Source organism: Bacillus shivajii (assembly GCF_020519665.1).
GTDB classification, from domain to species: Bacteria; Bacillota; Bacilli; order Bacillales; family Salisediminibacteriaceae; genus Bacillus_CA; species Bacillus_CA shivajii.
In genome coordinates this window covers 642,842-656,774 of record NZ_CP084703.1, presented here as the reverse complement: position 1 = coordinate 656,774, position 13,933 = coordinate 642,842, and the positions used below count along the sequence as shown (strand labels likewise).

10 protein-coding genes are annotated in these 13,933 nt (G+C 38.8%); 1 reads left to right on the top strand and 9 read right to left on the bottom strand.

From position 1 onward, the window contains the following. Window positions 1–42: 42 nt before the first annotated feature. The 9 genes from putP to LGQ02_RS03145 form a co-directional block, all read right to left on the bottom strand. Window positions 43–1,494, bottom strand: coding sequence for a sodium/proline symporter PutP (gene putP, locus LGQ02_RS03185; protein ID WP_226516793.1), 1,452 nt, complete (start codon window positions 1,492–1,494; stop codon window positions 43–45). Window positions 1,495–2,180: 686 nt separating this feature from the next. Further along, on the bottom strand, window positions 2,181–3,434 hold the full coding sequence (locus LGQ02_RS03180) for a CamS family sex pheromone protein (RefSeq protein ID WP_226516792.1): 1,254 nt from the start codon (window positions 3,432–3,434) through the stop codon (window positions 2,181–2,183). A gap of 96 nt (window positions 3,435–3,530) precedes the next feature. Beyond that, the gene (gene ligA, locus LGQ02_RS03175; protein ID WP_226516791.1) at window positions 3,531–5,537 is read right to left on the bottom strand and encodes an NAD-dependent DNA ligase LigA; all 2,007 of its coding nucleotides are present in this window, start codon (window positions 5,535–5,537) and stop codon (window positions 3,531–3,533) included. 12 nt (window positions 5,538–5,549) lie between these two features. Beyond that, the gene (gene pcrA / locus LGQ02_RS03170; protein ID WP_226516790.1) at window positions 5,550–7,814 is read right to left on the bottom strand and encodes a DNA helicase PcrA; all 2,265 of its coding nucleotides are present in this window, start codon (window positions 7,812–7,814) and stop codon (window positions 5,550–5,552) included. Window positions 7,815–7,878: 64 nt separating this feature from the next. After that, entirely contained in the window at window positions 7,879–8,565 is a 687-nt protein-coding gene (locus LGQ02_RS03165; RefSeq protein ID WP_226516789.1) for a heptaprenylglyceryl phosphate synthase, read from the bottom strand. Window positions 8,566–8,771: 206 nt separating this feature from the next. Then, window positions 8,772–9,773 carry a nuclease-related domain-containing protein gene (locus tag LGQ02_RS03160; RefSeq protein WP_226516788.1) on the bottom strand — a complete coding sequence of 334 codons (1,002 nt, stop codon included), beginning with the start codon at window positions 9,771–9,773 and terminating at the stop codon, window positions 8,772–8,774. A gap of 473 nt (window positions 9,774–10,246) precedes the next feature. Then, window positions 10,247–10,546, bottom strand: coding sequence for a YerC/YecD family TrpR-related protein (locus LGQ02_RS03155; protein ID WP_226516787.1), 300 nt, complete (start codon window positions 10,544–10,546; stop codon window positions 10,247–10,249). Window positions 10,547–10,595: 49 nt separating this feature from the next. Beyond that, window positions 10,596–11,696 (bottom strand): DUF3048 domain-containing protein, encoded by a 1,101-nt coding sequence (locus LGQ02_RS03150; RefSeq protein ID WP_226516786.1) that lies wholly within the window; start codon window positions 11,694–11,696, stop codon window positions 10,596–10,598. An 81-nt stretch (window positions 11,697–11,777) separates the two neighbouring features. Beyond that, window positions 11,778–13,523, bottom strand: a complete 1,746-nt coding sequence (locus LGQ02_RS03145; protein ID WP_226516785.1) for an adenine deaminase C-terminal domain-containing protein — start codon at window positions 13,521–13,523, stop codon at window positions 11,778–11,780. A 100-nt stretch (window positions 13,524–13,623) separates the two neighbouring features. Between LGQ02_RS03145 and LGQ02_RS03140 the strand changes: the two genes are divergently transcribed. Continuing rightward, window positions 13,624–13,899: a YgaP family membrane protein gene (locus LGQ02_RS03140; protein WP_226516784.1), complete on the top strand. Its 276-nt coding sequence runs from the start codon at window positions 13,624–13,626 to the stop codon at window positions 13,897–13,899. The last annotated feature ends 34 nt before the right edge of the window (window positions 13,900–13,933 follow it).

The following is a 13,933-nucleotide window of genomic DNA, read 5'->3' as shown; positions in this document are numbered from 1 at the left end:
CAGGTGCCAGGCACCTGGGATTAACTGGTATTTACTTAAAAGTTATACTTCTTCTCTAACGCGTTCGAACTCTTCTTCAATTTCTTTACCTGGTCCATTACCAATTAAACTGAAGACAATGATTGCTAAAGTCGCTAGGATAAAGCCTGGTACAATTTCGTATAATGCAATTGGTGATAATACATCCCAAAGAATAACTGTTGCACCACCGACGACCATACCAGCTAACGCACCATTACGCGTCATCTTCTTCCAGAATAAAGATAAGATAACGACTGGGCCAAATGCTGCTCCAAACCCTGCCCACGCATAACCAACAAGCTCTAATACTGTTGCATCTGGGTTATACGCTAAGAAAATCGCAAATAATGCAATGAGTACTACCCCAATACGGCCAACTAATACAAGTTCTTTCTGTGAAGCATTTTTACGGAAAATCGCTTTATAGAAGTCTTCCGTTAACGCACTTGAAGAAACAAGTAATTGTGAGTCAATTGTACTCATGATTGCCGCTAAAATCGCTGCTAGTAAGAAACCTGCAACCCAAGGGTGGAATAACACTTGCGTGAACTCAATAAACACTGTTTCAGAGTTTTCTAGAGGTGCGTCAGCGAAAAACGCAATCCCAACAAAACCTGTGAAAATTGCTCCAAACAATGCAAATACCATCCATGACATTCCGATTAAACGAGCTTTCGGAATTTCATTTTTTGATTTAATCGCCATAAAACGAGCTAAAATATGTGGTTGTCCGAAGTAACCTAAGCCCCAAGCTAATAAAGAAATAATTCCTAATGCTGTCGTTCCAGTAAATACATCAAGATATACAGGGTCGATCTCTCCTACACGGTTGACTGTTTCTCCCCAGCCACCCATACGTTGGATCGCAACAACTGGTACGAGAATCAATGCCACAAACATAAGAATACCTTGAGCAAAGTCTGTCCATGATACTGCCAAGAAGCCTCCAAGGAACGTATATGAAATAATAACAATTGCACCGATCCATAATGCTTGTGTATAGCTTAATCCAAATGAGTTTTCGAATAGAATCGCTCCACCGACAAGCCCTGATGACGTATAAAAAGCAAAAAATACTAAAATAACAATTGCAGATACCATACGTAACACTTTCGAGCTATCTTTAAATCGGTTTTCAAAGTAATCTGGTAGAGTAATAGAGTCACCAGAGATTTCTGTATAAATACGTAACCTCTTTGCTACAAACTGCCAGTTTAAATAAGCACCTACCGCAAGACCTACTGCGATCCAAATTTCTGTCATACCTGCAGCGTACATTGCACCAGGTAAACCGAGTAATAACCAACTACTCATATCAGAAGCGCCGGCACTAAGTGCTGCAACTCCTCCACCTAAACGACGACCACCTAGAACGTAGTCTGATAAATTGTGTGTCATTTTGTATGCAACAAGTCCAATTGCTAACATACCAACTAAATAGATTATAAACGTAACTAAAGTTGAAGTTTCCAAGTTTAATTGCTCCTCTCAGTAAAGTAAGTAATAATAGATAAAATAACCAATAGTGGCATTGGGATGAATAACCAGAACCATGTAGCTGTTGTAAGCGCGTGTTCCATCATGTCACCTCCTTAGGAGTAATCTTTTGCTATTATGCTTGATTAACTAATTATAATGACCTATAACTCTAAGATGCTTAGTTATTCTATATTCGACAAATATAACTTATACACCTTTATACATTTTAGAGAATTTTCAGCATTAACCGACAACTACAAAACAAGAGCACAAAAGAAACTATAACACACCATAATTATCAGAACATTGCAAAGATTATTTTATTAATGTTTGAATGTATTTTTATACAAAACAACCCTGTAATAAAGCGCTTACAATAATATATAGACATATATATTCATTTAAAAAAATGAATATAAGTTAGGCAAAAAGGGAATTTCATCCTTTTTTAACAATTTTATGTATTTAGGCATGCTCCAACTTTACTTTTAAATTTACTCTACACTTCATAAATGTAAAACAGTTTTATTCTTAGATTTCCATATAAAAAGAGTAATTATAGACGATGTTACCTTTAACCATATGATGCGGTTCTAATCCTACTAAGAACGAGATGAAACGACATATTTCTAAAAAAAAAGAGTGTCACAGAAGGTTAAGCTTTCTGTGAACACTCTTTTTTATTTATATATATGGACATATGGTTCTTCTTCTGGATATTTGACAATTAGACTTTCCGGACCGCTAACCGATTCGATATACACATAGACGGGAGCCTGGTCTGAAAAAGTATTGGATAACCGCCCGCTCACAAATTGAGTAAGCGCAATGATCTCCGGCTTTCTTGATGTTTGAAGGTTAATCTCGATCTTCATTTCCTCAAGTGATTCATTTTTATAGCGTCCTTTTCCAACAACCCCGATCGTTCGATCGTAAAATCCTTCAACATCCGACTTAAATTGTGAAAAGGCACTGGCTTGATTAGGTAATGAGTCATTAGCTGCTCTAGATGGAAAGAAGAAAAACTGTTCGTCAATTGGCTCCCAATTTTGAATGGTTGTTTCTCCTTCTCCTACTTGCGTCATTGAAATGAATGACCCAGGGACAATGGACCCGCTACGTTCCTCTTGATAAAGAGCAATTGTAATTGGTTCCTCTTCCAAACCTTCCTCTTCTCTTAACCGCTCAATCATCACTTGGGCTGCTTCTTTTCCATACTCTATAGGGTCAATATCGATATCTGGATGGTCGAGGGGTTGTTCATGAAAATACCTACCACCATCTTCATCATCAGTGTGAAAATAATAAACAGATCGAAGGCCAATTCCTAGAACGACTCCTCCTAAGTGTAAACCGTCTTCTTCATTTCCGTAAAAGTAATTATGCTCCATAACATGAGAAAGTACTAGCGGGTTATACCGCATTCGATGTTCTCGATCTTCTCGTGACTCATCCTCTATTACATCCTGAATCGTTTCATATTCAGCATTATTTTCGATATCTTGCCAATATCCAAGTGAAGGATTTAATCCATTTTCATAACGGGATTCAGTTGGATCGTACCTTCTCAACCAACTATTAATTGTACCTGAATCTAGAAATTGCCCTTCTTGAAAGTAATACTGACTACTATCGTATTGCCCCATCGCAATTTCCAATAACCCTACTTCAAATTGATTTATGTCTATACGATTATTCATCGCGTGCGCTACATTTCCTCGCGTATGACTACGATGATATTTTCCATCGACTAATACGTTACGATAAAACTGCTCAGGTGTATCAATCGTTGGTGTGATGACATATTGTTGCTCTTCTCCCTCGTCCGTTTCTTCAACGACGATTACATCTTCCTCTCCCCGCTCCAACGCAGGAATACATCCGGATAAAATCAGCAAAAACGAGACACTTAACAAGCTGATTTGTTTTCTCATCCGTCGTTCACACTCCTCGCCCTTTGCTTAGCGCTCAGGCTTTCAATATATTTCACGTTAATCTCAGTATCAGACGATTTCACTGATATCATGTGTTTATCTTTTTAGTTCTTCGATTAACCGTGCTTCATCCCAAATTTCAATCTGCAATTCTTCTGCTTTTTTCAATTTAGAACCTGCTTTTTCCCCAGCTATAAGAAGATCTGTTTTCGCACTGACACTTCCTGTTACTTTGCCACCAAGAGCTTCAATTTCAGCTTTTGCGTCGTTACGATTTAACTCTTCCATCGTACCAGTTAAAACAATTGTCTTGCCAGAGAAGTAAGAATCATTCTCTTCTTGTGAAATCGGTTTTGGCCCTTTATATGTTGTATTGACACCTAGTTCTTTTAGCTCATCAATCAATTCATCTACTTGAGGCTTTTCAAAATAAGTAACAACTGCATCCGCCATTTTTTCCCCGATTTCATCGATGTCTTCCAACTGTGCACGCGTCGCTTCTTTCAGTTTATCAACGGTTTCGAAGTGCTGGGCTAATGTTTTTGCCGCTTTTGAACCAACGAACCGAATACCGAGACCAAATAAAAGTTTTTCCAACGAATTTTCTTTGCTTGCCTCAATCGCCGTTAATAAATTATCGACTGATTTTTCTCCCATTCGTTCTAACTGTAACAATTCTTCGCGCTTCAGTTTGTAAAGGTCTGCAACATCTGTAACCAACTGATGAGAGAACAATTGTGTAATGACACGCTCACCAAGTCCATCAATATTCATCGCATTTCGGGAAACAAAATGAATAAGTCCTTCACGAATTTGTGCCGGACATTTTGGATTCACACAACGAAGGGCAACTTCTCCTTCGAGTCGGACCAGTTCACTTTCGCACTCCGGACATTCTGTTGGCATGTGAAAATCTTTTTCACTACCTGTACGCTGTTCTGTTAAAACATTAACAACTTCAGGAATAATGTCCCCCGCTTTCTTAATCGTCACCTTGTCACCGAGCTTCAAATCTTTTTCACGAATGAGGTCTTCGTTATGAAGTGATGCACGTTGTACGGTCGTTCCAGCTACTGACACCGGATCTAATATCGCTGTTGGTGTGACAACCCCCGTTCTTCCGATGCTTAATTCAATATCTTGAAGAGTTGTCACCACTTCTTCTGCAGGAAACTTGAATGCAGTTGCCCACCTCGGGCTCTTCGCTGTAAACCCTAATTTTTCTTGATCCTTAAGCGAATCTACCTTAATGACAATCCCATCAATTTCATACGGCAAGTCTGCTCTTTTATCTAGCCAGCCTTCGCAGTAAGTGATCACTTCTTCAATCGTTTCACAATGCTTATGCTGGTCATTTGTTTTAAAGCCTAGAGACTCGACGTATTGCAATGCTTCATGGTGCGAGTCGATTTCTTTGTCTTGCACTTGTCCAATTGAATAGATAAAAATATCTAAATTTCTCTTCGCTGCAATTTTTGGATCGAGTTGACGTAAAGAACCAGCTGCAGCATTTCGAGGATTAGCAAATAATTGCTCTCCGTTTTTTTCCTTTGCTTCATTTAAACGATCAAATGAACGTTTCGGCATAAACGCTTCTCCACGCACTTCAATCGTTACGTCTTCCTTTAACCTGAGCGGAATCGAGGCAATCGTCTTTAAATTACTCGTAATATCTTCTCCCGTCGTTCCGTCACCACGTGTTGCTCCTTGAACGAAACGCCCGTTTTCATATTTCAAGGTCACTGCAAGACCATCAATCTTCAGTTCACAGCTATATGTTGGTGTATGCCCCAGCCCTTGCTGTGCTCGGCGGTCAAAATCACGTAACTCTTCTTCATTAAAGGCATTCGATAAACTAAGCATCGGAATATCATGCTGGACTTTTTTAAAATGATCTAACGGTTCGCCACCGACACGTTCACTCGGTGAGTCTTCTCGCTTTAACGCTGGGTGGTCTTGTTCAAGTCCCATTAAATCGCGTAGCAATTGATCATATTCTGCATCCGACACTTTCGGCTGATCTAACACATAATAATGATAGGCATATTCATTTAGTAAATCTGTTAAACGGTCAATTTCAATTTTCACATCTTGCTCGGACATGTTCTTCCCACCTTACACTTTCGTAATTGGTGCAAACTTCGCAAATAGTCGTTTTATCCCAACTTGAGGAAATGCAATATCTAATTCCACATTTTCCCCATCACCTTTCATGCTGACAACTGTTCCAACACCCCATTTTTTATGGGAAGCTTTGTCACCAACACTCCATTCAAAAGAATCTCCACCTGTTTTCGTCGTCGCCTTACGTTGCGTTGTACGTGTCGAAGAAGGTTGTGAAGGGGTTGGTCTTGCACTTTGGGGTGAACCTAATCCTGATCCTGCTGACCTTGACGTTTTCATCCACGGCGGTGTCGCTTCACTTTTTTCTTCTTTTAATGAATCTAATAAGTCCTCAGGAATTTCACTTAAAAAGCGTGACGCAGGATTCATATTTGTTCTACCGTAGAGTGTACGCATCCTTGCACGCGTTAAGTAGAGCTGTTCTTCGGCACGAGTGATCCCTACGTAAGCAAGGCGACGCTCCTCTTCCATTTCTGCTTCCTCCATTAACGACCGGCTATGTGGGAATACCCCTTCCTCAAGACCGATGAGGAAGACATAAGGGAACTCAAGACCTTTCGCCGAGTGTAATGTCATAAGCAAAGCCTTCTCTTGCTCTTCTTCATTTTCATCATCAACTTTATCAATATCCGCAATTAATGCTAAATCGGTTAAAAATGCGATAAGAGACTTGTCATCATTGCTTTTCTCAAACTCTTTCGTAACAGATAAAAACTCGTTAATGTTCTCTAAACGGGCTTCAGCTTCTAAAGATTTTTCATTTTTAAGCATCTCGCGGTATCCCGTTTTTTCTAGCAGTTCTTCCACTAGTTCTGTGACCGATAAATAGTCTTGCATTTGTACCCAGTTTCTTAGTTGATCGCTAAATTCACGTAACGTTTTATGGAAACGAGCACTTAAACCAATTTGATCGACTTCTTGTAATGCTTGGTAAAACGATAAGTCATGAGTTGCCGCGTAAGCACTAATTTTATCGACTGTTGTGTTACCTATCCCACGCCGTGGTACATTGATAATCCTGCGGAAGCTAATATCATCGTCTGGATTTGCCACTAAGCGTAAGTAAGCTAGTAAATCTTTAATTTCTTTTCTGTCGTAGAACTTTGTTCCGCCAACGATCGTGTAAGGAATGTTCGATTTCACAAACATTTCCTCAATCACACGCGATTGAGCGTTTGTACGGTATAAAACGGCAATATCAGCAGGAGAAACTTGTTGTTGTTCAGTTAACTCCTTTATTTTTCCGATGACAAACTGCGCTTCATCATGCTCACTATCTGCTTCATAATAAGATATTTTTTCGCCTTCATCGTTATCAGTCCAAAGTTTTTTCGGTTTACGATTCATATTGTTTTCAATCACTACGTTCGCCGCTTGTAAAATGCGTTTCGTCGAACGATAGTTTTGCTCTAGCATGATTGTCGTAGCATTTGGATAGTCTTTTTCAAACGATAAGATGTTTTTAATATCAGCACCACGCCAACGATAGATGGACTGGTCAGAGTCACCAACTACACAAATATTTTCATGACTTTCTGCAATCATCTTCACTAACTTATATTGTGCATGGTTTGTATCTTGATACTCATCAACCATGATATAACGAAACCTACGCTGATAGTATTCCAAAACTTCTGGTACTTGATTAAAAAGTCTAATCGTCGTCATAATCAAGTCATCGAAATCAAGCGCTTGATTTTTCTTTAACTCTTTTGCATAAGCTTCATACACTTTGTGTACGGTTTCTTCGTAAGGTCCAGAAGCTGTTTTTTCAAGGTCTTTCGGCGTTTTTAATTCGTTTTTTGCTGAGCTAATCGAACCTAAAATCGAACGAGGCTCAAACTTTTTCACATCAATGTTTAACTCTTTCATGAGTCGTTTTATAACCGTTTGCTGGTCTGATCCATCTAAAATCGTAAAGTTACGATTGACCCCTATTCTGTCAATGTCTCGGCGAAGAATACGTACACACATCGAGTGGAAAGTTGAAATCCACATTTCCTCTGCTTGTCCACCTGCAATTTTTGCCACACGTTCTTTCATTTCACGTGCCGCTTTATTCGTAAAGGTAATCGCTAAGATTGACCAATGCGGTACTCCATTTTCAGCAATTAAGTACGCCATGCGGTGCGTTAATACTCTCGTTTTCCCACTTCCTGCACCAGCCATAATGAGTAGCGGTCCGTCACCGTGCTTTACCGCTTCTTTTTGTTCAGGGTTTAACCCTTCTAACAACTGCTCTTTCATGCGTTCCATTTTACCACCATCCAAACATATGTTCTATAACGCTAGTTTATCGTAATTTCAAGAAATTGTATACTTACTTCCGTATAGCTTTCACCGTTTTAAGTGCTGCTTTTAAGTCATCATAAATGATATCACCTACGACAATTGTACTTGCATATTGCGCCATTTCTTTGGCTTTTTCCTCACTGTCTATGCCACCGCCGTAAATCAATTGTGTGGTCTCAAGCACGTCGGAAACTTTTGAAACGATTGTCGGGTCTCCGTAAGTACCGCTATATTCTAAATAAAAGATCGGCATGTTAAATAACTTGTCTGTCATTCGTGCATAGGCTACCACGTCATTTTCGTCAAGCTCGGTTTGTGCATCTGTCAGTTGCGCAACTTTGGAATCGGGATTTAACACGCAATACCCTTCTGAGAGGACTTCCTCCCAATTCATAATCTCACCGAATTCCTTTAATGCTCGGTGATGAAGACCGTTGAGCCATGTTACATGGCGTGTGTTTAACACAGAAGGAATTAAGTAATAATCAAATCCAGGTACAATCGAGTGCATATTGGATACTTCAAGTGCACATGCAAGGGAGAACCTGCGAACTCGCATAAGGAGATCTAACGTATTTTCTTCTGTTACTCCATCACTGCCACCGACAATGACCGCATCTGTTCCTGATTCACATATTTGCTCCAACGCTTCATCGGAAATCTGTTTGTTCGGATCTAGTTTAAATACATGTTTCCATTCTTTATATTCAAGCATTATCAGTTCCTCCAACATTGTCTTTTCACTCTGACTAGTATATCAAAAAACAGCAGTGGACTCATTAAGGAAGGTAAAATAAAGGTGATGGTAATTTATCCACTTTGGTTTGTCCGTGACTTTTTGTGTTTGTCCGCGGAAATTTTGATTTGTCCGTGACTTTTTCTGTTTGTCCGCGAAAATTTTGATTTGTCCGTGACTTAAAATCATTTTAATCTATACTCTTTCATTCGCTTTAAAACAAATTTTATCAGATCATACTCTCTATTTTTCTTTGCCCCATGTGTAGGGAGCCTTAGGTGATTTAGATGCCTATAGGCGACATCCATTGAATGAAGTAATGAGAAGTTCATGTATTCTCTTGTTTTAATCGTTGGGGAGATTAATAAAGCGTAGTCAACCAATGTTTCTTTATAGGAGTGTTTTGTTTTAGCTTTACAATTTTCGCAATACCAACAACTATATGCGCGGTCAATTGGGAGGGAACCACATTCCAAACATCGAATTCCTGGAATAATGTCATCTACAGGTACAAGAGGGGATTCATAGTCAGGTAACCACGGTGAGTGTGCTCTCTTTAAAACATTACTAATTTTATTTAACTCTTTCATGGATATTTTCTCTTCGCTACATCTCTTTTCTAAGGAGGTGATTCTGCGTAATAGATTTCTTCCTCTAACAACAGTGTCTCTTACTTTATTATCTAATTGTTCATTCATAATTTCAGCGCCTTGATTCGTAATAACAACTAGGCCATAGACCGGTAACTTCCTATCAAAATTTTTTCCTATTAAAAATTGCCCCAGTTGCCATACGTTGTTTTCGACTTGATTTATTGGGCAAGGAAAAATATCCTTTTTTTCACCGTTTGATCTTATTAGCTGCTGAAAAGCATGATCAAAAATTAATTGTCCTATTATGTTTTTTATTTCTAAAACAAGAATAAATTTTCGGGTGAGTATAAGCGTATCCATTTGAAAGTAAACACCTTTTAGGTGGAGGCGTAAGTCAGATAAAATAAGATGCTCCTTTGAAGCTTGGAGAGGTTGTAAAAAGTAGTCGGACAATCGTTCTCCTTTAAAACCAGCTGACCTTCTTGAAAACTCATCGTTGATTTTGTTCCATTGAGGGTGGGTTTCGGGGAGCCTTGCCAACAGGGCTTCGAGGCGCCTGAGCTCTAGAGGATACGTGCGAGGTTTAATAATCAATCGTTTCACTTCCTTTATGTAATTTTACGAAACAAGTTGATGTTCCTTCATACTTATATTAATCAATACGCATAATATTGTGAAGTAAAATGGTGTTAACTTATGATCAGTGTTTAAAAATAAGGTAACTGATTCACGAAAATTTTCATTTGTCCGTGACTTTTTCTGTTTGTCCGTGAGAATTTTGATTTGTCCGTGACTTTTTCTGTTTGTCCGTGAGAATTTTGATTTATCCGTAAATTTTTTCTGTTAACCGCAAAAATTTCAATTTATTCAGCAACTATCTCTGTTTATCCGCGAAAATCTCATTTTCTCCGTAACTTAGAATCATTCTAACTTAACCAATACAAAACTTGCGTTGAACACTCTCCGGTATCCATAAATATCCAGGTGCCAGGCACCTGGATATTTCTACCACTCGAAACAATTAAAAACCGCACTTTCTTTGAAACTAGAAAGTGCGGTTCTTATGTTTATTTTTGCTCATTATGCACTCGATCAAGTGTCATTTGATAACCGTCATTACCGTAGTTGATACAACGTTTTACGCGGGAGATTGTTGCAGTACTTGCCCCCGTGTCTTTTTCAATACGCTGATATGTATAACCGCCCATAAGCATACGAGCTACTTCTAGACGTTGAGCGAGAGATTGAATCTCATTCATTGTACATAGGTCATCAAAAAATTGGTAACATTCTTCTTTGTCCTTTAAGCTCAGCATCGCTTCAAAGAGTTGATCTAGTTCTTTTCCACGCAACTTATCAATTTGCATGAATTTATCCATCCCTTCTAAACTTTCTTATATAACCGTGTGTGATCAATTAAGATTGTTCTCCTTCATTCATTGTCACACGCCCCTCAATGCCTCCATTATTAGATGGCACGATATTAATAAATGTTTGTCCTGGTAATAGTGTCATAGGGTCTCCATCTTTATAAGGGAGAATGACACCATCTTCATTTTGCCATTCGACTTCATGGAGCATTCCTTCTTGAATTAAGTAAGCCTTTCCACCTGATTCAATATCAACATGACGCCTTCCAACATCATCAATGACACGGTGGTCTGCTTCAACGATAAACAAGTTTTTCGGTGCCACAGGTTCGTCTGTTTCTTGATCGTTCACTAACGTACCGCCGACCGAACGGATATAAACCATTTCTTCTTCATCATATTCATATTGAACATTATTCGTCGAACTTCCGTAGTTAATTTCAACCTTTGTGACGAATTCGTCATTTGCTCGATCTACATCTTCAGCAAAAGGAAGCTCTGGGGGCATTCTCTCTGTATCGTAACCATAATGTTCAGACGCTGCAACTAAATCGTCATATGTTGTGTACATATTATGTGGAGCTCTTCGGTCAGACGACCTAGAAAAGTATACACCATCATAATTAAGACCACTTATAAAAGCAACAGCACCTTGCTGAAACAATTCAAATGCTTGAGGGCTTCCTCCAGCGGATACATACATCGCATCATAGCCATTATTTAAGTAAATATAATAGTCACGCGCACTCCTAACCGGACCAATACGATCTGGTTGTTCACTATGGTAAAAAGCAAGTAGTCTTGTAATTGTTCCTTCTGAGAGGACTTCGTAAACCACATCAGCTTGATTCAAGCCTGTTTGCGGACGTGCCGAAAGCGAATTTTCAATCATAACGCCAAACGCACGGTGACCAACTTCTTCATTTGTCCCGATTCCAGTCAATGGATACGTATTTTCGTACTCAGGTTCTTGTTCTACCTCCTGCTCTTCTTCCACTGCTGGTTCAGACTCTTCTTCAGTGGGTTCATCCTCCGTTTCTTCTACTTCATCTTGTTCATTTGTCGCTTCTTCATCTGCCGAACAAGCTGCAAGACCAATAAGAAAAACGAGCATGATCACCATCATTGTATACGGTAACCGCTTCATATAAAGATCAAACCTTTCTTACACATGTCAAAATACTCCTATCTATAAGTGAGCATTTGAACTCCATTTACTTTCCTTAGTTTAACGCATAATTGAGGGAAAAAGTACCTTTTTCTTTTTCACATCAAAAATTCCTTTTTGTGTAATTCGCACATATGGTAAGTGGGTTGCTGAGAAAAATAATAAAGTGTATATAGGATCTGTGTATTTATACCCTCGTTTTTTTAGTTCATTAACAAGATGCGTTTCTTCATCTATTAATTGTTCCATGTTTTTCGTTGACATGACTCCGCTTAAATCAAGAGAAATGTTACTGACCACTCCTTCTTTTTCAAGCAGTACAATGCCTCCATTTTGTTTTTTTAACGCATTAAATGCAGCCAAAATTCCTCTTTTACTCTTACCAATCAAAATAATATCTCCACTATTTGAATAAGTGCTACCAAAACCATAAATGTCGTCTACAAACCCTTTTATCACTGTAGAAACTGTCCATTTCCCATGACGGTCAATTAACATAAAGAAGCATTCGTCCCTATTGGGATCTAAGTTTTCCTGTGTTAAATCTTGTGTCACTTGATACGGCTTCATAATGACATCGTTGACCATTTCTAGACCAATAGGGGTTGAAAAATGGAAGTCATCTTCTGTTAGTTGCCAATTAATTTTTAACGGGGTAAATCCGTAATCCCCCCATTCAAATGAGTGATTCGGAAACATCGGCTGATTATTTTTTCTCACCCACTCACCTTTAGAAAGGACATCTGTCGGTAGTGGTTCCTCTTTTGAAGATAAAAAATTCAAGTTCGCAAGCCTACCTGGTGCAATGATTCCTAAGACGTCGTCCATATGATAATGTTGGGCAACGTTATACGTACACATCCCAACAGCCTCTTCAAAAGGAACACCTTGTTCTACCGCTAGTGTAATGAGTTGATTCATCATTCCATCTTTTAAAAACCTCGGTGGTGAACCATCTGTTGTCATTAATAATCGATCATAGTTCGTGAAACCTTGATCATGTAATTGTTTTAAAATATTCGGTAAGTCTGGACGTATAGAAGAGTAGCGTAAAGAAGCAGTCATTCCCATATCCAACCGATTAATCACATCGTCACCTGTCATTGATTCATGGTCACCATCTACACCAATAAGTGCCATTTGAGTTAATGTATTTTCACCCGCTCCTGGAAAGTGCCCTTCGATCGGTTTACGGACATCCTTCGTTTCAAGAAGCCAATGCAACATAATGTCGTCACCTTGTAAAACACTCGGCCAATCGGTTAACTCCCCGCCTTGCACTACATATGGGTGGTCAAGCCAATCTCTCATATTTGAAAAGGAAAAAACATCGTCCTCATTCACCAATTCAGTCTGACAATCATACCGTGCCCACCAAAGCATTGCAGCTGGTGTTTTTTGAAGGTCATCTAATAAAGTAAGCGCTTTCTTTTTTTCCAAATGTAAAAACAACAACATATTATCATTGATTAAAGTTGTTGTACCTCGTTCAGATGCATATTGCGCGAGTGTAAGGGGATGATATAACTGAAATGGGTGAGCGTGATGTTCAATGTAACCAGGTACAATGTATTTGCCTTTTGCACTATACAACGTTGTTCCATTAAGATTGGCTGGCATTTTTTCTCCAGTATAGACGATACGATCATGGTAAATCCATATATTCCCTTGAACCCAGCACTTACGCACACTATTTAACCACGTAGCATCTTCAATAACAAGCGTTGGTGCACGATGCCCACGGATTACATCTAGTTGTTTACGTATTTGTCTTTTTGTCCAATAGTGAGAAAAACCTTTGACCATACAAATCACCCAATTTTTTCGAAAGTTTATACTATCTTAACATATTCTCCCTTTAAATCGATAAAGAAAATTTTACAATTTTATTACAGGAGGTTTTTTTATGGTTAAACCAAACATCGGTATTATTAACGCGATCGTTCGTATTACATTCGGGTTCACATTATTTGCTTGGGCATTATCAAAAATGATGAGACGCTCTTCCCGAACAGAACCAATGCCGTTATTTACTGTGGCGATGGCATCGATGAAAATCGCTGAAGGAATTACACGTTTCTGTCCACTGACATACTTATTTGAGGAAAACATGAGACATGAGCACCATGATCATTACGAAATTGAAGATGATTTTGAGATTTCTCCTGTAAATCCTTCGTAATAATAAAAAGGAATCATCCAGTGGAATACGCCAT

What these genes read in the sequence shown, in the direction of transcription:
- LGQ02_RS03155 (WP_226516787.1), bottom strand. Translation starts at nt 10,546, where the DNA reads ATGCAAATTGATAAGTTGCGTGGAAAAGAACTAGATCAACTCTTTGAA.
- pcrA (WP_226516790.1), bottom strand. Translation starts at nt 7,814, where the DNA reads ATGGAACGCATGAAAGAGCAGTTGTTAGAAGGGTTAAACCCTGAACAA.
- LGQ02_RS03165 (WP_226516789.1), bottom strand. Translation starts at nt 8,565, where the DNA reads ATGCTTGAATATAAAGAATGGAAACATGTATTTAAACTAGATCCGAAC.
- LGQ02_RS03145 (WP_226516785.1), bottom strand. Translation starts at nt 13,523, where the DNA reads ATGGTCAAAGGTTTTTCTCACTATTGGACAAAAAGACAAATACGTAAA.
- LGQ02_RS03180 (WP_226516792.1), bottom strand. Translation starts at nt 3,434, where the DNA reads ATGAGAAAACAAATCAGCTTGTTAAGTGTCTCGTTTTTGCTGATTTTA.
- LGQ02_RS03150 (WP_226516786.1), bottom strand. Translation starts at nt 11,696, where the DNA reads ATGAAGCGGTTACCGTATACAATGATGGTGATCATGCTCGTTTTTCTT.
- LGQ02_RS03140 (WP_226516784.1), top strand. Translation starts at nt 13,624, where the DNA reads ATGGTTAAACCAAACATCGGTATTATTAACGCGATCGTTCGTATTACA.
- ligA (WP_226516791.1), bottom strand. Translation starts at nt 5,537, where the DNA reads ATGTCCGAGCAAGATGTGAAAATTGAAATTGACCGTTTAACAGATTTA.